The sequence below is a fragment of the Thermoplasmatales archaeon genome (genome assembly GCA_026127925.1).
Taxonomy (GTDB): domain Archaea; phylum Thermoplasmatota; class Thermoplasmata; order Thermoplasmatales; family Thermoplasmataceae; genus JAKAYB01.
Map to the genome: position 1 here is coordinate 224,193 of JAJSLM010000002.1, position 23,801 is coordinate 247,993.

At 42.2% G+C, this 23,801-nt stretch carries 24 protein-coding genes; 11 read left to right on the forward strand and 13 right to left on the reverse strand.

Going from position 1 to position 23,801, the window contains the following annotated elements:
• Positions 1 to 22: 22 nt before the first annotated feature.
• The 6 genes from aroB to LVQ96_03345 are packed head-to-tail and all read left to right on the forward strand — an operon-like array spanning position 23 to position 5,600.
• Positions 23 to 1,042: a 3-dehydroquinate synthase gene (gene aroB / locus LVQ96_03320; protein MCW6170180.1), complete on the forward strand. Its 1,020-nt coding sequence runs from the start codon at positions 23 to 25 to the stop codon at positions 1,040 to 1,042.
• Positions 1,023 to 1,811, forward strand: a complete 789-nt coding sequence (locus LVQ96_03325) for a hypothetical protein (protein ID MCW6170181.1) — start codon at positions 1,023 to 1,025, stop codon at positions 1,809 to 1,811. The genes aroB and LVQ96_03325 overlap by 20 nt, the downstream gene beginning before the upstream one ends.
• Positions 1,804 to 2,961 (forward strand): chorismate synthase, encoded by a 1,158-nt coding sequence (aroC, locus tag LVQ96_03330; protein ID MCW6170182.1) that lies wholly within the window; start codon positions 1,804 to 1,806, stop codon positions 2,959 to 2,961. Before LVQ96_03325 ends, aroC begins: the two co-directional genes overlap by 8 nt.
• Positions 2,928 to 3,737 (forward strand): shikimate kinase, encoded by an 810-nt coding sequence (locus LVQ96_03335; GenBank protein MCW6170183.1) that lies wholly within the window; start codon positions 2,928 to 2,930, stop codon positions 3,735 to 3,737. The genes aroC and LVQ96_03335 overlap by 34 nt, the downstream gene beginning before the upstream one ends.
• Positions 3,715 to 4,962, forward strand: a complete 1,248-nt coding sequence (locus LVQ96_03340; GenBank protein ID MCW6170184.1) for a hypothetical protein — start codon at positions 3,715 to 3,717, stop codon at positions 4,960 to 4,962. Before LVQ96_03335 ends, LVQ96_03340 begins: the two co-directional genes overlap by 23 nt.
• Positions 4,959 to 5,600: a type I 3-dehydroquinate dehydratase gene (locus LVQ96_03345; GenBank protein MCW6170185.1), complete on the forward strand. Its 642-nt coding sequence runs from the start codon at positions 4,959 to 4,961 to the stop codon at positions 5,598 to 5,600. The genes LVQ96_03340 and LVQ96_03345 overlap by 4 nt, the downstream gene beginning before the upstream one ends.
• A gap of 178 nt (positions 5,601 to 5,778) precedes the next feature.
• Here LVQ96_03345 and LVQ96_03350 read toward each other — a convergent pair whose 3' ends face one another.
• From LVQ96_03350 to LVQ96_03360, 3 genes are all read right to left on the reverse strand, one after another.
• Positions 5,779 to 6,867, reverse strand: a complete 1,089-nt coding sequence (locus tag LVQ96_03350) for a prephenate dehydrogenase/arogenate dehydrogenase family protein (protein ID MCW6170186.1) — start codon at positions 6,865 to 6,867, stop codon at positions 5,779 to 5,781.
• A gap of 4 nt (positions 6,868 to 6,871) precedes the next feature.
• Positions 6,872 to 7,144, reverse strand: a complete 273-nt coding sequence (locus LVQ96_03355; GenBank protein MCW6170187.1) for a hypothetical protein — start codon at positions 7,142 to 7,144, stop codon at positions 6,872 to 6,874.
• A 128-nt stretch (positions 7,145 to 7,272) separates the two neighbouring features.
• On the reverse strand, positions 7,273 to 7,446 hold the full coding sequence (locus tag LVQ96_03360; GenBank protein ID MCW6170188.1) for a transposase: 174 nt from the start codon (positions 7,444 to 7,446) through the stop codon (positions 7,273 to 7,275).
• 648 nt (positions 7,447 to 8,094) lie between these two features.
• On the opposite strand from LVQ96_03360, the gene LVQ96_03365 reads away from it, so the two are divergent.
• Together LVQ96_03365 and LVQ96_03370 are read left to right on the forward strand one after the other, a co-directional pair.
• The gene (locus LVQ96_03365; GenBank protein ID MCW6170189.1) at positions 8,095 to 9,228 is read left to right on the forward strand and encodes an IS630 family transposase; all 1,134 of its coding nucleotides are present in this window, start codon (positions 8,095 to 8,097) and stop codon (positions 9,226 to 9,228) included.
• Positions 9,229 to 9,783: 555 nt separating this feature from the next.
• Positions 9,784 to 10,416 (forward strand): adenosylcobinamide amidohydrolase, encoded by a 633-nt coding sequence (locus LVQ96_03370; protein MCW6170190.1) that lies wholly within the window; start codon positions 9,784 to 9,786, stop codon positions 10,414 to 10,416.
• Positions 10,417 to 10,441: 25 nt separating this feature from the next.
• Here the strand turns inward: LVQ96_03370 and LVQ96_03375 are convergent, their stop codons facing one another.
• From LVQ96_03375 to LVQ96_03390, 4 genes are all read right to left on the reverse strand, one after another.
• Positions 10,442 to 11,098, reverse strand: coding sequence for a hypothetical protein (locus LVQ96_03375; GenBank protein ID MCW6170191.1), 657 nt, complete (start codon positions 11,096 to 11,098; stop codon positions 10,442 to 10,444).
• A gap of 153 nt (positions 11,099 to 11,251) precedes the next feature.
• On the reverse strand, positions 11,252 to 12,466 hold the full coding sequence (locus LVQ96_03380; GenBank protein ID MCW6170192.1) for a 2,3-bisphosphoglycerate-independent phosphoglycerate mutase: 1,215 nt from the start codon (positions 12,464 to 12,466) through the stop codon (positions 11,252 to 11,254).
• Between the two features lie 14 nt (positions 12,467 to 12,480).
• Positions 12,481 to 13,716 carry an adenosylhomocysteinase gene (locus LVQ96_03385; protein ID MCW6170193.1) on the reverse strand — a complete coding sequence of 412 codons (1,236 nt, stop codon included), beginning with the start codon at positions 13,714 to 13,716 and terminating at the stop codon, positions 12,481 to 12,483.
• Complete coding sequence (locus LVQ96_03390; protein ID MCW6170194.1) at positions 13,689 to 14,342, reverse strand: dihydrofolate reductase family protein; 654 nt, start codon at positions 14,340 to 14,342, stop codon at positions 13,689 to 13,691. Before LVQ96_03390 ends, LVQ96_03385 begins: the two co-directional genes overlap by 28 nt.
• Positions 14,343 to 14,601: 259 nt before the next feature.
• Between LVQ96_03390 and radB the strand changes: the two genes are divergently transcribed.
• Genes radB through LVQ96_03405 form a run of 3 tightly spaced genes read left to right on the forward strand, consistent with a single transcriptional unit; the run spans position 14,602 to position 16,559 of the window.
• Positions 14,602 to 15,300 carry a DNA repair and recombination protein RadB gene (gene radB / locus LVQ96_03395; protein MCW6170195.1) on the forward strand — a complete coding sequence of 233 codons (699 nt, stop codon included), beginning with the start codon at positions 14,602 to 14,604 and terminating at the stop codon, positions 15,298 to 15,300.
• A gap of 26 nt (positions 15,301 to 15,326) precedes the next feature.
• The gene (fen, locus tag LVQ96_03400) at positions 15,327 to 16,331 is read left to right on the forward strand and encodes a flap endonuclease-1 (GenBank protein ID MCW6170196.1); all 1,005 of its coding nucleotides are present in this window, start codon (positions 15,327 to 15,329) and stop codon (positions 16,329 to 16,331) included.
• A gap of 57 nt (positions 16,332 to 16,388) precedes the next feature.
• Positions 16,389 to 16,559, forward strand: a complete 171-nt coding sequence (locus LVQ96_03405; protein ID MCW6170197.1) for an AbrB/MazE/SpoVT family DNA-binding domain-containing protein — start codon at positions 16,389 to 16,391, stop codon at positions 16,557 to 16,559.
• A 13-nt stretch (positions 16,560 to 16,572) separates the two neighbouring features.
• Here the strand turns inward: LVQ96_03405 and LVQ96_03410 are convergent, their stop codons facing one another.
• The 6 genes from LVQ96_03410 to LVQ96_03435 all read right to left on the reverse strand — a co-directional run bounded on the left by LVQ96_03410 (position 16,573) and on the right by LVQ96_03435 (position 23,774).
• Positions 16,573 to 17,571 (reverse strand): tyrosine--tRNA ligase, encoded by a 999-nt coding sequence (locus LVQ96_03410; GenBank protein ID MCW6170198.1) that lies wholly within the window; start codon positions 17,569 to 17,571, stop codon positions 16,573 to 16,575.
• Positions 17,572 to 17,579: 8 nt separating this feature from the next.
• Positions 17,580 to 18,098, reverse strand: coding sequence for a CRISPR-associated protein Cas4 (cas4, locus tag LVQ96_03415; protein MCW6170199.1), 519 nt, complete (start codon positions 18,096 to 18,098; stop codon positions 17,580 to 17,582).
• Positions 18,095 to 18,343, reverse strand: coding sequence for a hypothetical protein (locus LVQ96_03420; protein MCW6170200.1), 249 nt, complete (start codon positions 18,341 to 18,343; stop codon positions 18,095 to 18,097). The genes cas4 and LVQ96_03420 overlap by 4 nt, the downstream gene beginning before the upstream one ends.
• The gene (locus LVQ96_03425) at positions 18,340 to 19,113 is read right to left on the reverse strand and encodes a hypothetical protein (protein MCW6170201.1); all 774 of its coding nucleotides are present in this window, start codon (positions 19,111 to 19,113) and stop codon (positions 18,340 to 18,342) included. Before LVQ96_03425 ends, LVQ96_03420 begins: the two co-directional genes overlap by 4 nt.
• The gene (gene smc / locus LVQ96_03430) at positions 19,110 to 22,658 is read right to left on the reverse strand and encodes a chromosome segregation protein SMC (protein MCW6170202.1); all 3,549 of its coding nucleotides are present in this window, start codon (positions 22,656 to 22,658) and stop codon (positions 19,110 to 19,112) included. The genes LVQ96_03425 and smc overlap by 4 nt, the downstream gene beginning before the upstream one ends.
• Before the next feature lie 84 nt (positions 22,659 to 22,742).
• Entirely contained in the window at positions 22,743 to 23,774 is a 1,032-nt protein-coding gene (locus tag LVQ96_03435) for an ISNCY family transposase (protein ID MCW6170203.1), read from the reverse strand.
• Positions 23,775 to 23,801 lie beyond the last annotated feature (27 nt).

The following is a 23,801-nucleotide window of genomic DNA, read 5'->3' on the forward strand; positions in this document are numbered from 1 at the left end:
TTCCTTCAGTGTCGGTGCTGTTATGTCTTATGGTATAGTGGGAAACGTATTTTCCAAAATAGATTCTCTACACGGAAAAAAATTGATTTTTTATTCCCGTTCCCTTAAATATTTATCACAAAGCATCACTGGAAAGAATGTCTACGCCTATTCACTTGCCGACGGCGAGGACCTAAAATCGTTCAACCATGTAATTTCTATAGTGAAAATCATGATGGAAAATAATCTTGGCAGGAACGACTACGTCATCGCTATCGGAGGTGGAACACTTACTGATGCTACAGGTTTTGCAGCGTCCATCTTCAAGCGTGGTGTCAGATTAATAAATGTACCCACAACTCTTTTGGGTATGATTGACGCAGCAATTGGAGGCAAAACGGCAATAAACTTTCTTGGCACTAAAAACATAGTTGGCTCATTTTATTTTCCCGAGTCTGTGTGGGTTGACCTGAGGTTTCTTGACTCTCTCCGTCAAGACAAATACAAGGATGGAATAGCCGAGATGCTGAAATACGGATTTATCATGGATCCTAATCTTCTGAAATTTATGCTAGCACGAAGGAGTGATCTCCTAGACAGAAAAAAAATGACCTTGAGACGTTCTATTCTTTCTTGTATGGGCGATAAGGTAAGGATTGTTGGAGAGGATTCTCTGGAATCAAGCAATATCCGCATCACTTTGAACTACGGGCATACCATTGGTCATGCTATAGAAGCAGCTTCCAACTTCAAAGTGTCACACGGAGAAGCAATATCTGTTGGGATGGTACTAGAGGCTGCATTTTCGGAGCAACTACTTGAATTACCAGTTAATCTGAGCGTTTCTATAAAGGAAGCTTTAGAATTATTCTCCCTTCCTGTCAGCGTTGACGTTTTAAAAACAAACCTGGACATGGACCTACTGCGGAACTCGTTGTATCAGGACAAAAAGGCTGAAGGCGATTGCATTTTCTTGCCGATTCTTCAGCAGATCGGCAAGGCGACTGTAAAAAAGATACCTATGAAAACTCTGGAGGATTTCCTTGTCTCGAGCATTGAGTGAGAAAAAACTCAAATTTGCACTTCTGGGGCATGATATTGGATATGCACTCTCACCGAAGCTCCACAAATCCATTTTCAAAAAAGGTGGTGTTTTTGCGGAATATAGTACATTTGATGTTGGCCGAGATAGGCTATCCGCTACCGTCAGACTTTTAGAAGAGGAGTATGACGGATTTAACATAACCAAGCCGTATAAGACCGATGTGTTCGAGATGTTAAGTGAGCGTGACACAGAAGCGGTACTGTGTGGGAACGTTAACGTAGCGTATAAAGGAATTGGGTACAATACAGACTACAGGGCACTTCTTAAGATAATGAGAGCATCAAAAATCCCCCATAATAGGGGTAAAGCATTAATATTTGGATCGGGTGCAACCGCAAGAACAACAGCGGTAGCTCTATCTTCTATTGGGGTGCAAGTGACTGTAGTCTGCAGAAACCAAAAGGAAGGATACGCGATTTCAGACCATCTCCTTAGAATGGGCCTTCCGGAAATAACTGTTATACCGCTTGATTTATGCCTGACTTGCTCCTCCGACATTGTCGTGAATACTATTTCTTCGTCATTCCTAGATTTTCCTACTATAAATTGCAGATATGCAGTAAATTTCAACTATGGAGACAGAGGGATGAATTTTCAGAAACAATTGCAATCCAGACCAGTGATCATTACGGGGGAAGAGATACTCTTGCAACAAGTTATTGAAACAGAAACTATCTGGTTAGGCAAGAGAATCGATTTATCATGGGAGGAGACGTTAAATGGTTAGCACGATGGGGAGACACTTCTTGATTACAACATTCGGTGAGAGTGCCAGTAAATACGTTGGAATGGTTGTTGATGGTATCCCCGCAGGCCTCCCGATTTCGGAAAAGGATTTAGCCTTTGAACTCTCTTTCAGAAAAACAGGAAGAAGGTTTGTTTCTGGGCGGAGAGAAAATGATATACCAGAAATTGTGAGCGGAATCTATGGGGGCTACACTACAGGTTCACCCCTGACAGTTTTGGTACGCAACGAGGATCCACAACCGACACTCTATGAAAATGTAAAACATGAGCCAAGACCTGGTCATGCCGACCTTGCTTTCATAAAGAAGTATGGGAGGGAAAACTGGGATTACGTTGGAGGAGGAAGGAGTAGTGCCAGAGAGACGCTTTCCAGAGTTATAGGCGGTACGATTGCGAAGAAGCTCATTCTCCTTCGGGGAACACAGGTTAGCTCGTACTTGAAGTCTATTGGGAATGTCAGTGGTTCTGCTAGTGTCACATTTCAACGCGCTGCGAATTCAAAGCACTTTCTCACGAGGGCAGTAAGCGAGAGAATAGACAAAAGATTTTCGAACATTGTAGAAAGACTTTTGCTTGAAGGAGATAGTGCTGGTGGGATAGTGGAGACAATTGCGACAAATGTACCGGAAGGATTGGGGGATCCAGTTTTCGGAAAACTTAAGGCAGTCCTTGCATACGCGATAATGTCCATACCTGCTGTTGTTGGTTTTGAGTATGGACTAGGGTTTGACGGTGCAAAGCTTAAAGGAAGCGAAGCGTCAGATTCCATTGTTAGGAATAGCAATGGTACTATTTCGCTTGAACGAAATTTGTCTGGAGGTATCCTTGGCGGCATAACGACTGGATCAGAACTTGTCGTTCGATGCGCCTTTAAGCCGTCAAGTTCAATAAGGATACCAGCGAAGACCATTGATCTTGACACCTTAGAGGATCGAAAAATTTCCGTTATTGGTAGGCATGACCCAGTTGTCGCGATAAGGGGTGTGGCTGTAGTTGAAGCGATGGTCTCTATCGTTTTGGCGGATTATTTTCTTTATGAAGGGATTATACCCGCTTCGCGTATCGAGAGGGGGGCTGCTTTAGAAATGGAGGAGAAATGGAAAAATTACATGAGGGAGTTCACTCAATAGCTCACGGTGGAGTCTCTGTTCTAAACGCAATTCCGCTCAACGTCGGGTCAACCGTAGCCGTAGACATTGGGGTAGAAGTGCGTTCGAGCGTAAATGAGCATCCTAAACCATCCTTCGGACTTGTAAAAGCAATACTCGATCACTTCGAGAATCTCACAGGCAACAGATTCGATGCTAGAATAACATCAACAATACCTCCGGCGATGGGGTTGAAGAGCAGCAGTGCTGTATCGGTTGCTCTCATAAAAGCAATAGCGTTGATTTCTGGGACTAATGTTTTTCCACCCAGACTTTCGGCCGTTATCTCACGTAGGATAGGTATATCTATTACCGGAGCTTTTGATGATGCTGTAAGTGCATACTATGGAGGATGTTTCATTACCAATAACGCATCTACGACCATAGAAAAGAGACTTTGTTTTGACCCGGAAACTGTCTTTGTTATTCTTGCAAACGGCAAGCGACAAACAATTAATCCATTGAACCTCAGAGGTCGCAAAGAGGAGTTTAGGGATGCTCTGAACATGGCTAGAAGAAACGACATTCTTGGAGCTATGAATCTAAATGGACGACTTGTCGCACAGTTCATGAACTACGACTTGAAACCCATGCTCTTGGCAGAAAAACTTGGTGCCATGGCTTCTGGTATTTCTGGCAATGGACCCTCAGTATTTGCACTCTTCAAAAAAGGGGAGGAGGGCCCATTGATCGAAAAATTTTCTGAATTGGGAAGAACTATTGTGACGAGGCCTGTTGAGTTTGAATGTGAGGATTAATAGATCAAGAATCTCTGGAAAATTGCGGGCACCACCTTCAAAGAGTCATGCGATAAGGCTCGTAATAGCCTCGCTACTAACAGATGTCCATCTGAGTAATCTCCCCAAGTCAGACGATTTACTGGTATCGGTTAACACTGTTCGAGAACTGGGTGTGAAAATAAGCGATGGGAAATTTTCGAAGAAAAAAAATACGCCAGAGATGAAAAAGCAGCTGTGGTTTGGTGGATCAGGGACAACGTTGAGGATGATGCTCCCAATTCTCGCCTTTCTTGGAGGGGAATTTAAACTTGATGGTGAACAAGCATTGAGAGATCGACCACTTAAGGAAGAAATCATAGCGCTTTCGGAAGCCGGATTAGAATTTTCCTCACATAAACTTCCCTTGACTATGAAGGGTAGTTATGAAACAGATCGGTTCCGTATTTCAGGATGGGAAAGTAGTCAATCAATCTCTGGTCTGATATATGGCTTGTTGCTTCTTGGTGGCGGAAAAATAGACATAATTCCGCCAATCACATCCAGACATTATATAGAACTCACTTGCAGTTTGTTAAGATCGCTTGGGGCGAAAATTTACTTCAAAGAAAATACAATAACAGTGGAGGAGAGTCCACTACAAAAATATTCTGGGAAGGTACCCGGTGATTATTTATTATCTTCATTCTATGCAGCATCTGCTTACGCAACTGGTGGATCAATTACCATCACAGATCTTCCGGAACCCGATAAATGGTGGGGCGATCACAGCATTATTTCGATTCTTTCCAATTCTAATATTGAAAGCAGTTTCTCAAACGGGACATGGAAAGTCTCTTCTGGAAAAGTAGGAGAAGGAATGGAAAGTAATATTTATGAAAGTCCAGACATGGCAGTAACCATTGCTTCCTTCGCCCCATTCCTGAAAGGAAACACCCGAATGTGCGGAATTGAGAATCTCAGAACAAAGGAAAGCGACAGAATTTCGTCGATCATGTCAGTGATGCAAGAGTTTGGTGTTAAATCACGTTCAGGCAAGTTTTTATCAATTTCAGGAAAGCCATCCATAAGAGATGCCACAATTAACACCTTGAAGGATCACAGAATAGCTATGCTTTCAACAGTGCTTTCTCTATATTCCGGAGGTACCATTATGAATGCCGAATGCGTTGGAAAAAGCAATAGTGAATTTTTTGCTGATATAATTAAACTCGGAGGAGATGTGAGATTAATAAGAGAACAATGAAACCGATAATTATTGGATCCGTTCCAGTAAGAGAAACGAAGGATGCGCTGGATGTTTTGTCAAAGCGTGGGCACTCGAGCGATCTCATAGAACTACGCCTAGACTACCTTCCTAGTATAGATTACGGTATATTCAACAAAATTAAGAATTTCCGCGACATAGTAATACTAACCGTCAGAGCTCAAGAAGAGGGGGGTGTGTACGATATTTCAAGAGATGAGAGAAAAGATTTCCTAATGGAAGCCATCGCATCAGGATTCAGAGTAGATGCAGAGATCTCATTGATGTCTGACTTTGAGGATCTTTATCCATTCATTGGATCGGTGCATTTCGTAAATAGAGTGCCAGACGAAATGTCTGTTCAGAGAAAAATTGACAGTATAAGAGGGAAATGCAGTTATGTCAAAATTGCCTGCAAACCCAACAAAAGAAGCAAAGCAATCATGCTTGGCCTTTTGTCGAATAACGATAACATAGCAGTAATGGAACTCGGAGGGGAACCTATTAACCGGGTTGCATTTTCTCTCTTCGGATCAAGATTGATATACTGCCATATTGGGGAGCCAACAGCAAATGGTCAGATGGATTGCTTGAGAACTAGGAATATCATGGACTGTTTATGGGAAGATAGCGAATGATGCTTTGGCCTTAAACATACTTTTTTTGAGAAGGTCCATTGTTTCTCCGAAAATGGGACAGCAGAGTATTGTGCCCTGTCTGGCAGAGATCGAATGGCATGTCGGGAATAATTGGGACTTCTTCTACAAAACTACATTATGACAGGATAATACGTTAAAAGATTGTGATCTTTGGTAGTCAGGTTACTTTATTTCTGCTGTATGATCTTTTCGCAAAGACCCGTTTCATGTAATCCTCCATCTTGATTTTTCCAATTTTTAGAACTGTTCTTGAATACGGATTATTCTGAGCTATCTCCCTCGCCAAAAGGTCCTGCTTTTTTATGCTTTCTGCGATCTTGAACATAATATTAAAATTGCTTGTTTGCAGTTTAGAGTATTCTACATCGAGCGATTCTGAAAGAGAGACGACACTGTCATAGAATGGAATGGAATACATGTGTCGTAAAACCTGGACGATAGCCATTGTCTTTTCGTGTTTCTCCATGCTTGTTTTTATAAACTCAAAACCTGAATCACTCCAAAATTTGGATGAACGGTTAATAGATTCCTTTGACGCATGGATCGGTATAGCGGCAATCTTTCTCGCTTTCGATGTGTCATCTGGTCCGAATAATGGGTGCAGACTGATATAGTTAAAGCCATTTTCTTTCGCAAGACCTTCCAGGGTTGATATAGAGGAGGATTTAGAGGATAGAATATCGTACACCATAGAATTTTTTACGTTGACAAGCATTTTACCGAGGTTTTTCTTTTTAAATGCATTAGATGGAATACATAAAATCACATGTTCACAGTATGGTCTAGAAGATGAAGATGAAAATTTTGCTCCAAGAGCTCTAGCTAAGTACTTCGCTTTCTTCTTGTCTCTCCCAGTAATGTATACTTTATTTCCGCTATCCACAAGGGATTTGGCGAGATTTCTGGCCATGCCACCATAACCTATTATCATCACCTTTTGTGGATTGTTGGAAATCTGCAATTGTTTGGAATATTCCAGAATGGAATCGATAATCTTACTTGCTAACGATTCAGGGATCCTAAGTTTCTTAGCGTTGTTAAGCCAACGTGAATTAATAATTTCCTCTCTTTTCTGGTCAGCAATAGGCAAACTATGTAACTCTTTTTCGTGCATTATTACTTTGACAACATTAAACCGTTTCCCTAAAAGTCTCAGAATTTCGCTGTCAATACTGTCAATTTCCTCTCTTGCGCTCTTTATGTTTTCAGAATTAAAACCGATCAAGTTGTCATTTTTACTAACCATATTATCATCCACCTCTAGAAATTATCATCGTTCCTGTGCTTGGATTCAGCCGGTAAAGCGTTGCATCTTTTACGTTGTCTGGAAATGCTCTGGAATTTGTCTTCCCTGCCATATTGTTAGCTTTAACGGCGTCAGAGTTTATGACTGTTTCTCTTAAAGATCCAAACGTGGCTCTCCACGTCCATGTGCAAGGATCCAATCCTTGGTATTCAACAGTTTCAATGTCAGCGAAAGATGCTTTATTTTGTTCATTGGCTTTGCGTGTTATTTGCCGCACTTCCTTATTCGGGATTCGACATATAAACTGTGAATTTGATATTTTAACATTGCGGGTAGGGATTGATAGGGTCAGTTCACCTACTATTCTCTCTCTCTCTCTCGCTCGTTTATCTGTTTCATTAGTGGCTATTCGGAACCTGATTTGCCCTGTTCCATTACAGTGGCTCCCACCGAGATAAACTCATCTCTCCACTTATAAAATGCAGAAGAGGTCAGGTTGTATTTCTCACATATCTCGGATATAAATTCTGAATTCAAAAGAGATTCCGTTACAATTCTTGTCGTTTCTTCTTTTAACATTTATGGGCGAGAAATCCCACATCGTCCAAAGATGGTAGGATGTCCCGTGCCTTACTACTAATAGAACAGGATCTTTGGTGATTCGATCTCAAAGTCATACCATCGACATCCACAGCTGGGTGATTGGTTCCAAAATTATTTAAATATATTTCCCAACGTAGACACGAATTTTAAAAAAAGGGATAAAGAGACAGTAAAGTAAGCGCCAAAAGAATGATCAATAAAATATTCATACCATTCCAGTGGTTGCATTTATGAGACGTGACACGACATAAATGTTATTGAACGCTAGCAAAATAGACATGGAAATGTATGGGTCAAGCGCAAATAAAATTAAAATATATATGCAAAGAGGACTTTTTACGTTAACATTCATAAAAATACCCAAGGAATATTATATTCTGGAGCAGCTAACAACACCATTAACGTAGCCATGACGACTACACTCAAAATCCTTGTTTTTTATTCATATAAGACAAAATGCATTTACATATATCGTTATTACGACAGGTACATTTTTTGTGAATGATAAAAGCATGTTTGCTTACTCAGCGCCTTCTATGAAATAAAAGTTCGTTAAGCAAATACCTAGTATAGTGTTTCCATACTAGACTTACAATTATTTATACTCTGAACAGATATCTACCAATGGTGTTCAAGCGTGTTAAGCCACACATAATCCTGACAGGTGATGAGAGAAGGTATCTGGAAAGCATAACAAGATCGAGAACAGCAGAGAGGAGGATGTATGAAAGGGCCAGGATAATACTGATGGATTCCGATGAAAGGAATCCGAGTGAGATTGCCCGTGAGCTTGGAACAAACAGAACAAAGGTATATCTGGTAATAAACAAAGCCCTGACCCTTGGGATTGAATTTGCACTTCATGACAGGCAGGGAAGAGGCAAGCCCAGATCCATGGGGGATGATGCAAGATCATACATAATCAATACAGCCTGCACAAGACCACTGGATCTGGGAATGCAGCAGGAACTGTGGACAAGCCGATCCCTGACTGCATATATAAGATCACATGCCCCATCAGAATATCATCTTCAGAGGATATCAAACGGAACAGTCTCCAAGGTTCTGACAAGGAGCAATATCAGACCCCATAAGATACGATACTATATGGAGAAGACCGATCCTGAACATGAAAGGAAGGGGGCAGAGGTTCTCCATGTATACAGGGATGTAAAGATACTGAGAAATAGCAGTGAAAACAGCCTGATCGCAGTTCTTTCATACGATGAGAAGCCAGGCATACAGGCCATAGGGAACATATATCCTGACAAATCCCCTGATCAGGATCATGGCTACGTTTCCAGGAATCATGACTATAAGAGGCATGGAACACTGTCCCTGATGGCCGGTATAGATCTCTTCACGGGTCACATAATACCGCTTGTTGAGGAGAGGCACAGAAGCGCCGAATTCATAAGATGGCTTGACATGGTGGATAAATACTATCCTGAGGATTATGTGATCACCATAATCCTTGACAACCATTCCATCCATTCTTCCAGGGAAACAATGCAGTACCTCAGCAAAAAACCACACAGATTCCGGTTTGTGTTCACTCCCACACATGCATCATGGCTGAACATCATAGAAACGTTCTTCAGCAAGATAACAAGGACAATGCTCAGGGGAATAAGGGCAGATTCAAAAGATGATCTGAAGAAAAGGATTCTGAATTACATAGAAGAGACAAACAGCGAACCCGTTGTTTTCACATGGAGATACAGGATGGATGAGATGCCGGGTGGAATAGGGGCATGATATTGTAAGTATAATTAGGAAACGCTATACTAGTCCATTTCCCCTAAATTTGTCCAGTAAATGCATGCCATATTACTCAGAATATGAGAGTATAAATAGTTCACCCAATCATTGTGGTATACATATAATCTGCACCGGTATAAACAGCATTTAGCTACTTCCCAAATCTCGGGCATAAGATTGCGCTTTTCAGGTTCAAGTGTAAATCTGATTTAATAAAAATTGTAGTTTGGCGGATTGATATTTATTTAAAACCCAATGTGTTTAAAATAAAACCTTAAGTTTTTCCTAATTGAAAAGTATCTAAAAATTGCTGCAAAAATTTTTGGTTGATAGCTCTCTGTGCCTGAATTAACAATAAGTACGCTTGCTAAGCAATACACAAATACTTTTTGGCATTATATCATTCTTGATTTCAACAATACAATTTTATTTCTGCCATGGTAAATCCTTTCTCTTATGCCGTTATAGGATAGTGTTCGCAATAGTCAAATTGGAAATTTTTTGTTTTGATTAGGAAAAACTTAGTATAGATGATTGTTTGCGTAAGATTAGATGGAATACTCATATGAATTGCACAAAAAGTACTATAAAATCGAATTCCGGCATCCTGTAAGGTTCATCAGCTCGGCTCCATTTAATGGTGGGTTTGGCCACGCGAATATTTACGTTAACAGGGAAGTGCCAAAGAGTTATAATTCCGATCCAGCCGTAGAAATTGAAAAGTTTCTGCATGAAGAGGATATAAGTGCACCGCTCACCGTGGTTACGATGACAGCTGTAAACGTCTCAACACTTGAAATGGATAAGCGTGTTGTTGGAGCCCATAGCATGGAGATCTATTTGACAGCCGGATTTGAAAATGCCGTTTCTATTGGCAACAGGAATCATCTTTTCGGTACAGTAAATCTATGTCTTGTTACCGATCTTCCGCTCTCAAACGCTGCCTCAGTGAATCTCCTCCAGAGTATGGTTGAAGCAAAGTCACAGTGCATGAACGATTTCGAAATAAGAGACATGGAAACCGGGAATAAGGCGCCTGGAACCTCCACGGATACCGCCTCAATCTTCATTTCATCTGAAGAAACAAACATAAAGTACGCCGGGAGAATCACAGAATATGGATATCACGCTTCAGAGCTGGTATACAACGCTTTAACTAGATCAATATTGAAGAACAAAATTTAAAAAATTTATATGTTAAAATTATGTCTTAAAGGTATGTCCAACTTTTAGATTTTTCCTCGTCATCTTCCTCTTCAGGTTGTCCGGCGTGGTATTCCTTTAGAGGTTTTCCTTCCAGTCTGACTTTTGGTGCTTTTCGGAAACTGCTGGCCATCCTCTTCTTCGCATATATGACAGACATTGCTTTCTCAGACACCTTTAGTTCAGATTGAGCGCCTCCAACAAGGCTGAATATGTTCAGAAGCAAGAGTGATCCTGGTAGTATAATGGCAAGCGATCTTATCGCTGCGTATGATGAATATATGCTTCCGAGGATACCATTTACTATCAATCCAGAGCCCGAAAAGTGAAGTACACCTTTGCTGAAGTATGTGCTTGCTATGGCCAGAGGACCAGATGTATAAGGTACGAGAGCAAGGGTGATCAGAACAATAACTGCAGTGGAAACCAACGAAGATACCAAAGCAGTAGAGGGCTTTCCTGATTTCCTTCCGCACATGTAACCTGCTACAGAAGGACCGGCTATCGGGATCCACCAAAGGAGAATTCCAAATAAAAGCCCATAAGCAATGCCACCGTATTGGGAATATATATTTTCTTCCTTCTCTTTGGGTGGCTCAAATTTGCTCTCGCTCGTCTCTTCGGTTTCCCCCTCATGGTCTTCTTCAAAAGGATGAATTGTCATTTTTTGTCAGACACTAATCATGTTCCAAATATTTAAGTTTTTGTTGATGTCTATTTTTTATTTATGTTTACAGAATCTAAACTAAAATACGCCAAAAAATAGTAAGTAGTGTCAAAAATGTATGGTGTTCATTTGGATTGTTAAATGTATCAATTATGCGCCATACTTCTCGGCTCTGTCTGACAATTGCAAGAGATAGGGTATCACATCGAGGCCTTCAAGGCTAAACCCAGTGCCAAGACATGAGACCTCATCAAAGAATCTTGTATGATTTCCCAGAATTCCGGAGGTGTTGAACAGTATTGGGACAGGATCCCCTGAGTGATCCTTGACGGAGCACGGCGTTGAGTGATCACCTGTGATGCATATAACGGCTTCTTCCGGTCTGAAATCCAGATCAGATAATGCAGCATCGATAGACTCGATAGCTTTCTTCTTTTCTCTGGGCTTCCCATCATGACCGGCAACGTCAGTGGCCTTTATGTTCATAAGTACAAAATCGTATCTTTTCAAGGCTTGGGACGCTGCTTTAAATTTGTTCCTGAAGTTGCTGTTAAGACTTCCAGTCGCTCCCTCCACCTTCAATAGATCCATTCCGGCAAGCTTTGCTATACCGGAGATCATAGGTATCCCGGATATGGCTGCTGCTTTCATGTTATACTTTTCATGGAAAGGCTGAAGACTAGGCGCTTTCCCTGGCCCCCTGAGAAGCAGGACATTAGCCGGCGGAAGTCCATTCTTTATGCGTTCCAGATTGACATCATGATTTCCCAGTATTTTTTGAGTTTCAGCTAGAAATTTATTGAGTACGCTCGCAGAAAATACAGCCTCGTTGTCTAACGCTTTTACGATCTCTGGTTTTCGCCCAAGGTCATGCGGATCCGTATCAGTGACCCTATCGGAAAGGTTATCTCCGCGAATCACAAGAGCAGCTCTGTGTTCTACGCCTTCCCTCACGAAGAAGTCCACGCCATCTATATTCATTCTTAGAGCTGAAGCCAATTTATCTGTTCCCGAATTAATTCTTCCTGCTCGTCTGTCCGTGACGATTCCGTTTTCGTCAATGGTTGCAAAGTTAGCTCTAAAGGCTATATCTCCCGGCCTGACATCCATTCCAAGACCCATGGCTTCAAACGGTCCTCTTCCAGTGTATACCTCAACCGGATTGTAACCGAGAATCGACAGATGTGAAGTATCCGAGCCAGCTCTTATCCCTGGGGTTATGGGAAACAAAATTCCACCCAATCCCTCAGAAACCAGGTGATTCATGTTCGGCCTGAAAGATGCTTGAAGAGAAGTCATGTAATTGAACTCTTTATTCGGCCTATCCCCAAGTCCATCCAGTATAACAAGAAGAATATTCTTCATTTGAATCCACCACCCTAAGTTCCTTCTCTCCATTCGTTCATGTATCTTATCTGTTCATCCGACAGGTGATCGATTGTTATTCCAAGCGTTCTCAACTTTATGTCAGCAACATATCTGTCTATTTCTGGAGGAACAGGGTAAACTTTACGGCTTAATTCTCCATGGTTCTTGACAAGGTACTCCGCAACAAGAGCCTGTAAGGCAAAACTCATATCCATTATCTCTACCGGATGTCCTTGGCCAGAGGCGAGGTTGACGAGTCTACCGTCAGATATCAAATTTACCAGGTTCCCGTTTTCCAGTTTGTATCTCGTAACATTTTCTCTGACACTCTTCTTTTCTATATTTTTTGCTTCAAGATCCTTGAAGGCTATTTCATTATTGAAATGCCCTGAATTTGCGAGCAGTATATTCCTCTTGGCGACGAGCATGTCATCGTATGTGACTATATCCTTGACTCCCGTTGCAGTAACAATCAGATCAGCGTCCCGGATAGCCCTGTTCATTGGCATGACCTCGAAGCCGTCCATGGCGGCCTCCACGGCCTTAACAGGATCGATCTCTGTCACGGTTACCAAAGCGCCCATCCCCTTCATTCTCATGGCTATGCCCTTCCCGCACCAGCCATAGCCCCCAACTACGACTCTTTTTCCGGCAATAAGGACATTTGTGGCATTCATTATTCCATCAAGAGTGCTCTGCCCTGTCCCATAACGGTTGTCAAAGAAATGTTTCATTTCGGCATCATTAACGTCAAACATTGGAAACCTAAGTGCACCACTCTTTTCCATGGCACGAAGCCTCTGGACACCTGTGGTTGTCTCCTCGTTTCCACCTATTATACTTTTTAAAAGTTCAGTCCTCTTGTCGTGAACTATGTTAACGAGATCGCCTCCATCGTCAATGATTATATTTGGCTCAAGATCCAACGCTTTATTCAGGTACTCGTAGTATTCCTCCTCGTCTTCTCCTTTCTTTGCATAAACTTCCATGCCAAAATCCTTTTTCAAAGATTCGACGACACTGTCATCAGAGCTTAATGGATTGCAGGAAGCCATTCTGACTTTTGCTCCCCCCTCTTTGAGGAGAAGTGCGAATACTCCCGTTTTTGCCTCTACGTGCAACGCCATAGATATCTTTACATCCTTGAATGGTTTTTCTTTAAGAAAACGTTCGCGTATGCTGGATGTGACGTCCATCCGGTCCCTGGCCCATTCAAGCCTCAAAAATCCTTTACTCTCTTTATCCATGATTCTCGTAATAGGTAAGGGTTTAAACTTATAAGAATACCACTTTTCATCATCTGTATGTCACTTATAACATTTGTAATATTTGCATCAAGATCGAACAACCTCAGGCCATCTTTTTCGATGAGAACATCGCCCACATACAGGTAAAATTCATCTACATTGCCCGAGGAAACAAATTCACTTATGACTCTTTTACCACCTTCCACAAGTATCTTCTTAAAGCCAATGGAGCCAAACTCTGTGAGCAAATTATCCACCAGAAGCTCATTTCTTCTTCTTCGCATCATTTCTGCATTTTGTATCTCGTCGCTTTTTTCTGTAAATACCATGGTTCTCATGGACCCGTCGAAAACGTTTGCATTCCTTGGAACTCTAAGATTCGCATCCAGAACAACTCGAGTTGGCAATTTATGCGGGTCATGTTCCACATTGTTTATTGAGAGCTTCGGATTGTCACGTATTACTGTGTTGGCACCCACTACAATGGCATCAACGCTCGATCTCAACTTGTAGACCCTTTCCCAGTCGTAAGCTGAGGAAATGTTCACACGTTCTCCTGATTTCCCTGCTATCATACCGTTAAGGCTCATTGCAACGTTGACGATAACTCTGGGTCTTGATGTCACAGTTCATTAACGGTAACGGAAATAAAATTATATTGGTGAATTATGGAACGGGAAAGAGATTCAAAGGTTTAGTCGTCCGCATAATGTAGCCATCAGTTCTGTGTATTGGCAGTAAGGAAATGTAAAAATCCACTTGTTAATCGGGATGCTTTTTAATTCTGTGGTGTGGTAAATTTGTATGAACCATTAATACTAGAAACTCTTATGCAGTAGATACTGTAGCAAATTTATTATTTTAAAAACACTATCTTAGGTAGAATTGGAAAAGATCGATTTATCCGAAAGACAGGAAAAACTTCCCATTGGTGTGAACTGCATAGACGAAGTTATGAGCGGTGGATTAGAGCCTGAGGTAATAACAGAGATATACGGAGAAGGCGGTTCTGGAAAATCGAATCTGTGCATGCAGTTTGCCATATCATCGATAAGAAGTGGGAAAAAGGTGATATTTCTTGACACTGAGGGTTTTTCAGCCGAAAGGTTTTCGCAGGTCTCCGGCAGAGATATCGAAATGCTTAACGAGATGATGATGTTCAGAATATCATCGCTGGAGGATCAGGAATTAACACTCCTAAGGTTATCTAAAATGATCGAGAAGACTAGACCTGTGGGTTTGCTGATCATAGATTCGTTCACAGAATTCTTCAGATTGGAACCATTTCCCGATGCATCTTCTAGAGCACTCGCGTTTCAAAGGGAAGTATCATCTCTCACTTCCATACTTCTCAAATTTAAGATCCCGATCCTCATAACAAATCAGATATATCAGGACCCCTCGTCTGGTGAACTCCATCCTTTTGGAGGGTACGTGATCGATCATGCAGTCAAGGCAATATACAGCATAGAGAAACTTCCTGAAGGAAAAAGGCGAATCTCTGTGGTAAAGCACAGGGCAATCCGTGAAGGAAATTTTGCTGAATTTCGGATCACCGATTATGGGATATCGTGTGAGGGATAAATGTGGGGGTAGCAATATCAGATATATTGGTTAAGCACGAAACAAAACTTAAGGATCACAAGGGAGAACGGGTGAGCATAGATGGTTATAACGTCCTGTATCAATTTCTCAGCAGTATAAGGCAACCGGATGGCACTGCATTAATGGACCACAATGGCCATGTAACATCTCATCTCTCAGGTCTCTTTTATCGTACGATGAACCTGATTGAGGCAGGAATAAAACCCATTTATGTATTTGATGGCAAACCATCTGTGCTCAAAAACAGGACAATAGAGGAGCGACGCCTTATCAAGGAAAAGGCCAGGATAGAACTTGAGGAAGCCATTGCTGCGGGTGAGCAGGAAAAGATAAGGAGCCTTTCATCGCGGATAAATTATATCTCGAAAGATATGGTTGACGAATCGATAGAGCTCCTGAACTCTATGGGAATCCCCAGCGTAGTAGCTCCTTCTGAAGGCGAGGCGTTCGCATCTGCCATGTGCCTCCAAGGCATTGTAAATGGTGTTGTATCCCAGGACTACGACTGCCTCCTGTTCGGTGCCCCTCGGGTATACAGGAATTTCACTCTGTTCGGGAGGCGGAAAGTGCCGGGCAGGAGCATTTACGTCAATGTCTCCCCTGAAATAATATACCTTGGGGAGAGCCTTGAGGCTCTCGAAATAACAAGGGAGCAGCTCATTTACATTGGCATCATGGTTGGAACAGATTTCAATAAAGGTCTCAAAAAGGTCGGTGCGAAAACAGCGCTGAAGTTGATAAAAAAGTACGGAGACATACATTCTGTGCTCAGGGAAAGAAATGAAACTATTGACAACCTTGATGACGTTATCGAATTGTTCATGAACAAGCTTGACGTATCCAAAGTCGATATTTCTCTGCGAAAACCCGACAGAGAAAAAATACTTGGGTTTTTGTGTGACAAACACGATTTCACTCCAGAACGAATAAAGCCTTACATCGAAACACTGGAATCGAGCTTTGGTAACCTTTCGCAAAGTAGCCTTGATGCCTTCGGGTCTCCTCATTGATTCATAATATTATAAAAATACATTAAGTATAAATATTGGAATATATTATATATTTCAATGAATGCCAATAAGTTAACTCTTGTAGACATTTCGCACGTCTCAAAGAGAGGTAGTTCATTAAGGATCACCATCCCAAAAAAGGTTTCAGAGAAACTTGGAATAAATCCAGAAGACATCCTTGGATTCTACTTCGACGGAAGCGAGATGATCATAGAAAAAGTAAAGTGATTATAGAACCGATTTATTGGCCGGAATCGGCTAAAAGAACTTTCCTCGCAGGCGCCACAAGCTTATCCAGTGATATTGTTGCGGCTTCCTTTAAATCTATCGGATGGATATTACCTTCCGAATATTCTTTTTCCAACTCAGAGAATGTACCGAATGATATGTCTCCACCTTTTCCGATAGGTCGTTCGATGGTGACTGTACTGTTCCATGGGAATATAATATAGTGAAAAATGTCTAACACGGGGTTGTTTTCCTTCTGCTTCATTGGGCAGAATGCCTTTTTCATCTTCTCAGAAATTTCCTGTAGTGAATCGGACATCAGGATGGCAGCACCCGGATCACTCTTTGACATCTTGACGAATGTATCCATCCTACCGCTTCCTTTCAAGCTGCCCATGAGAGGTGCGTGTGCGCAAACTACCTTCTTTTTCCTGAGCTTATCTGCAACATCTCTTGCCAGCATGTGGGCGTGTCTTTGATCCATTCCGCCCAAGGCGATGTCCACGTCAAGATAGAATATATCTGTAACCTGCATTATGGGATATATGTACTTGCTGAAATCTTTGTCAGCCTCATCCTCCGTTCGGCCCATTATGGGAAGCGATCTTCTCAGCCGCGTGAGGCTAGAAGCCTTGGCCACCCTGAGGAACATTTCCCAGTAGTCAGGATCGCTGACAAGATCCTTGGCCCAGGTGAATTTTATCTTGTCCGACAGGCCCACAGCGAGCATGCTTTTCCTTATCTGCTCGCCGCTCTTCCTTATCGCTTCCAGATCCCCACCGAGCTTATCATTTATCATTGCGTGCCAGTCCGCCAGGAGAATGGTGAGATCAATACCCATACCAGAAACCTCGTTGAACTTCTTTGGCCACATTAGCCCTATGGCGATGTGCGGTATTCCGGAAGGTTCGAAGCCGCAGTAGGCAGTTACTTTTTTTCCGGACAGGTTGTTAAATTCCTCCGGAGTTATTATCTCGGCCATGTTCCCTGAGAAAGTTTCGAGTGAAAGCATTTTCCAAGTTATCTCTCTTTTCGTATTAAGCTTTGTTCGCAGATCTCGTTAAACGAACAGCGCAAGCACCTGACCCTGCTCTGGTGATTCATTATCGGTTCTGCATACTGAGACCGCATTTCATTCAAAACGTAAAGGAGGCGATCACGTGTGTGCTCATCATTTTTCAGGACAAATGCCCTGTTATTATACTTCAGGACACCGTAAGGGACCTTATATTTTGGATAATTTTCCTCAAGTATCAGGAAGTATGCGGCCATCTGGAATACGTGCCCCTCCTTGGGGTAATCTGAATTTCCGCTCTTGTATTCGAAAGGTATCATCCTGTGTCGTTTTCTCTTTATCATGTCTGGTTTGCCAGATACCCCGTACTTTTCCGAGCGAAGAATTTTTCCATTTGAACTGAGGTCCTGGTATATCCTTTTTCCAGCGGGTATCGAAAACCTCTTCCTCGCCCTGAGGAGAAAATAAATGGCAATGATCGATAAGAAAAGAACAAAGAACAGTATGAGCAAAAGTAATGTCAACGAATCAATCCAACCAGCACAATGATCGCAGCTGCTGCAACTATAACCAGCGAGATAATGGCTGCTTTAATGAAGCCGTACTTGGCAAGGAGAAATCTATGTCTTCTCGTTCCTCTCCTGAACCTTTTTGATGTTTCTTTCGATCTCGGGTAACCTTCCTTGTCCATGTACCAGGCAACAGAGCAGAAAACATATTCTGAAATCTCTGTAGCGCTGATGTAATCCTTATCCGAAGCTTTCTTCATAGGATCTTTCTGATCACGATGTTTGAGAACGGACTCTCCTGCTCAAGTGCTATCTTCTTTTCCCGGGCTAGGAACATGCAATATACAAAGAAGGAGGCAGGGCTGATTTCAAGGTCTTTCCAGACACTTTCCAGCATCAGGCTCTGAGATTCGTAGCTCATTATATGCTCATAAACTCTCTCTATTTCTCTGGCAGGTTCCTCAGAATGCAGCGATTCCACAATCTCGTCGAATGACACAGTAACATCGTTGGTCTGTCTGGGCTTCCTGGAATAGGAGCGTTCGTGTATATATGCCTCTTTCATGGCGCTGAGGAGTTCGATCAGGAACACTTTCCTGTTCTCCCTGTGTCTTACAGGTTCGCGTATCTCAAGCTCTATTGGTTCTGCAAAATTGGCGTAGGTATCAAAGGCCTGATCATCATCGATAAAATCTTCCTCCTGGACAGTCCTCTTCTCTATGGACATCTCTGATTTCTGCCTGAGAATCTTCCACGCTTCGTAAATCAGAAAGCCTGCTGCTCCAAAATCCCTGAAATCCGCGTCAACAATTTCTGAGAAAATCCTTGTGAACGATCTTAGGTCTATATTCCATGGATCGATCTTTCCATCCATGCACATTCTGAACAAGGAAGCTATTGTCCTTTCAACAGGATTATTATATTCAACTATTGTGCCCTCGCTCTCAAGTATGTCTGTGTAGAACTTTGTATCCGTTTCCAAGATTGTTCCCTGCACAATTATACTGTTCATTATTTCTTCCTGATTCATCCACCCACCTCCGGATCATCTCCGCCATCTATGAATTTTTCAAAAACATCTGTGTTTTCATCATCCATCGTAGTTACGCCTATCACGTTATCTGCATACTTTAACATCGCCTTTCTAAGAGAAACAGTGAAAACCTGCGAAGTGAATGAATTGCGCTTAAACATCTTGCCAACCCTTTCTGCATTGGCTCCATCGAGGAACATGTCAACCTCGTCAAGGTAATATATAGGTGACGGGTTTGTTCTCTGCAGAGCCATAATGAACGACAATGCCGTCAAGCTCTTTTCACCGCCACTGAGCGCTTCCACCTTTGAAAATCCTTTGCCCTTCGGATTCGCCCTGATGTATATCTCTGAGTTCAGGGGGTCCTTGTCACTAGAAATCTCCAGAAAAGCTTCACCCCCATCCGAGATTTCGCGGTATATCTCACTCATCATTCTGCTTATTTTTGTGAACGTTTCCATAAATATGACCCGTTTTTGGTTGTTTAACTTATCTGTAAGTGCCTCAAGGCTGGATTTCTCTTCTCTGAATCCAGAGATGTCCTTTTCAATTTCTTCCAAGCTCTTAGTAACCTCGGAATACTCCTCTATTGCTTTTTGGTTCACTGGACCAAGAGCATTAAGATCAGAGGTGCACGCGTCCATATCCCTCTTGGCCTGCGAATCCGATTTTATCTCCTCCAGCACTTCTCCGCCGTTTTCCTCCATCTCCCTGTTAAGTTCGGATCTGCGCGACTCCAGGCTGTTCATCTTTATATTTATCTCCAGGATCAAATCGTTCTTTGTAGTCGCCAGTGATTTTTCCGTCGTTACACGATCTTCTAGGGACCTTATTTCGGAATCAACTTTGTTGATTTCTTCTATCAAGCCTTTATACTGCTCAGAGAGTTTTTCCTCCACAGATTGTAGTTTGACAAGATCATTTTTCAACTCAGACAACTTAGATTCAAATCCCTGAAGTTCAGACACAGAGTGCACCTTATCCGATTCGAGCGTATGGATACGGCTATTGAGCTCCTGCATCCTGTCCGTTATGTTCTTCATGTCGGAATCTATCTTTGTCAGTTCAAGTGTAAATTCGCTCACCTGGGCACTTAATAAATTCACCTCATCCTGAAGCAATGTCTCTTTCTCTGCAAACTTCGGGGACAGGTCTTTTATCGCCTGGAAAAGATCGTTCTTCTCCAAATCCCTCGACCTGAGTTCCTCCTTTACTTTCGCAATATCTGCGTCCTTTCCGGAGATTCCAGCATCCAGGTGCTCAAGTTCACGTTTCTCTTTTTCAGTATCTCTTCTCATATTTTCTATTTGCACCTTTCCGTTCTCAATAATTGATTCCAGTTGCCTGATCTCAGTTGTCTTAGATCCCTCATTCTTTGAACTCTCTCTCAGCATCTGTGAGATCCTTTCAAACTCATTATCCTTGAGCTCAATATCCGCGGATGTCTTCTCAAGTTCAGAATTAAGTTCAACAATTCTCGCAGAGAGTTCGTTTAACCGACCAGTATTGGGTTGGTTGCCCTTTGAGGATTCCGAGTACCCGCCAGTTATGGCACCACTGGCATCAAATATGTCGCCATCGACAGTGACGAGACGAACACCGACCATATACTTCCTTGCAGTCTGGACATCCTTCACTATAACTGTGTCCTGGAAGGCATACCATATCGCGCCTTCATACTCAGGATCGTACTTTACCTGTTCAAAGACATAACCAACGGCCCCTTCAGAAGAATGTACCGTGATAGCTTTTCCCCTTGGCCTACCAGAAACCATCTTGTTTATGGGAATAAATGTGAGCTTTCCAGCTTTCTCCGCCTTAAGGATTCTCAGGCACTCTTCTGCGACCCCGTCGTCATTCACTACCACCGAATTGAGTCTTGAGCCAGCACTGGATTCGATGGCCTTCCGGTATTGTTCGTCAAATGTGATGAGGTCCCTTATGGTGCCCCTGACGCCGGATAGCCTCCCTGAGTTCCTTGCATCCATTATTGTTGAAAGCGCCTTTCCGGATGATCCGAGTCTTGATAACGAAACTGCCTGGAGCTGACTGTGTTCGCGTCCAAGTCGGTTGAGCTCATCAAGTATCTGGTCCTTCTTCTTTCTCAGGTTATCGAGTGCGTTTTTGAGAAGATAGTACTGCTTGTTCACGCTTTCAAAGTTTGTCTTACCTTCGTCATGCTCTTTGCCTATCTCTTTCAGTCTCCAGGTTGCGTCCTTTACCTGAAATTCAATGTCCTTGATCCTCTCTTCGCTCGTGCCTAAGCGGGACAATAGCTGCCCCCTCTGATTCATCAGCGTCTGTCTCTCTTCCTGGATTTTTTCTATTTGCCGGTTGAGTTCCCTGATCTGGTCGTCCTTTTCCTTTATTTTGTTTTGTTTGTCCAGTATATCTGAAGAGTCCATGCTGATCTTCTTTCTAAGTGCTAGGAGCTCAGAATTTCTCTGTGAAAGTTTCTTGTTTAGATCTTCGAGTTTTGAAGAGTTTGAGATCTTGTTGGATTCCAACCACGCGATCCTTTTTTTATGGCTTTCTATAGTCTCCTTCGAAGACGATAATTCGTCATCAATCTTCTGTATCCTGTCGTTGAGGTTATCTATAGAGATTCCCATCTGGGCGATTTCGATTCTCCGGTTCTCAATTGTCGATCGGATCTCTTTCAGTTCGGAGTTCGCTGAACTATCAAGTTGTAACTTAAGCTTTTCAAGGTTGATCTTCTTTTCCTCCCTCTTTTGTTCAAGATCTGCGATCCTGGAATTGATGAGCACTATCTCGTTTTCCATGGACTTCCTGCTTTCTTCAAAGGAGCTGATACTTCTGGCTATGGATACTATCTCAAGGTTCAGTTTTGTTTGCTTTAAATTTTTCAATCTAGTAGAAAGTTCTATGTATCTTTCTGCCGCAGCTTTTTCTGATTCTAGCTGATTCCTTCTTATACGAGTCTGTTCAAGCATCACTTCAAGTCTGGTCAAATTATCTTGTATCTTCTGAATTTCACCCTGGGCCTTGTTTATTTCTATATCGAACATTTCTATTCCGGATATAGATTCCAGGAGCTTTCTTCGTTCAAAACCTGTCATCCTGACAACGTTGTTTATATCCCCCTGCAGTACGAAACTGTAGTTGTCAAGATATATGTGCAGGGAATCGAGAAGAGCCTCAATGTCAAACAAGCGTGCTTTTTTCCCGTTTATCAAATAATTAGATTTATAATCGTCGCTATCGCCTATGATCTCCCTGGTTATTACAATCTTCCTATCCATGGGATCTTTGTCTGAGTCTTCTGTATCAAGAACAACACTTACGCTGGCATAATTCTTTTTACTTGTTCCATCAGGACGCCTGTGAATCAGATCTGAAATTCTTTCCGCTCTCACCGACTTTGACGATCGTGTCCCCATAACAAAGACAATCGCATCCCCGATGTTGCTCTTTCCGCTCCCATTGGGGCCACTGATAACGGTGAAGCCCTTCCTGAATACAATTCTCCTTTTGCTACCAAACGATTTGAAATTGTCAACTTCCAGAGATTCGAGGAACATTTTAACACTTGTCCGACACTTGTCAGGTAGTTACCGCATTATAATATATAATGATTTTTATCGAAGTGAGTGTGGGACGCTATTCTAAGACCTACCCATATTGAACAGATTATGCCACACGCCGGTGCAGAATAAAGCGTTATCTATCCTGTCATCCCTCCTCTGTGCAACATTCCAGCCAAGCATCTTCTTGTCTGCTGCGAATCCTGATTCTGAATTGCTTCTCTGATGGTACTGTTCCAGATATGGCATTGTATTTTCGACAAAATCCCTCATGGTATCCTTCCATTTCTGTGATCCATTGAGTGTCGCATTCTTCTTGGGTATTACAAAAACTTTAGTTCCGCCAAGCTTGTCCATGTATGAAGGTGATGAATAATACCTGTCCAGACGGATGGAATCCATGTGTATTCGCATAATTGCGAGAAAATCCATCGCCCTGTCATATGCCTCTCTTTCAGATTTCATTGAAGAACCGAAGGCTATGTAGAGCCGGGATCGCAGATCCATCAGTGCAAAGGAATACGCGAACAACCGTTTCTTATGAATTTTAGATTTCTTTGTATCTTTACCATGTTCTGGATTCTCCTTTGCCATGTCCTTCAGTTTCTGTGCATACGATTCATAATTCTTCTTTACGGTTAGAGAATAACCGGTACCATCACCTGTTGCGTCCGAATTCATTACATCCTTCCTTTTTAATATCAGCGCATGAAGGTTGTGAATTGCAATAATGACCTCATCATCAGAGTATAATCTTTCAACTGTTTTGTATGATATATCTATTCCGGAAAGCATAGAGAAAACAGCAAGCATGTTCGCAAACATCCTATTTGATTCACCCACAAGCTGCTTGACCAGGATCAGCTTCACTCTCTGTTCCAGGGTGAGGAGATGCGGGTGACCTGGCCTGGGAATGATCTTTATTGAAGATACAGCTTCCTGTATAAGGGGATCAAGATCCTTCATTGCTGTTTTGATCCTGGTGGAGAATTCAGGTTCATATGTTCTCCAGTCCCTCTCCTTTTTGGGATGTTCAAGCTTATATTTCTTTCCCAGTGTGCTGTTGATCTCCTCCAGTTTGTATTGAATATCATCGGACATGATCCTTGGCATGGATGTTCATGCAACGAAAGGTTAAAT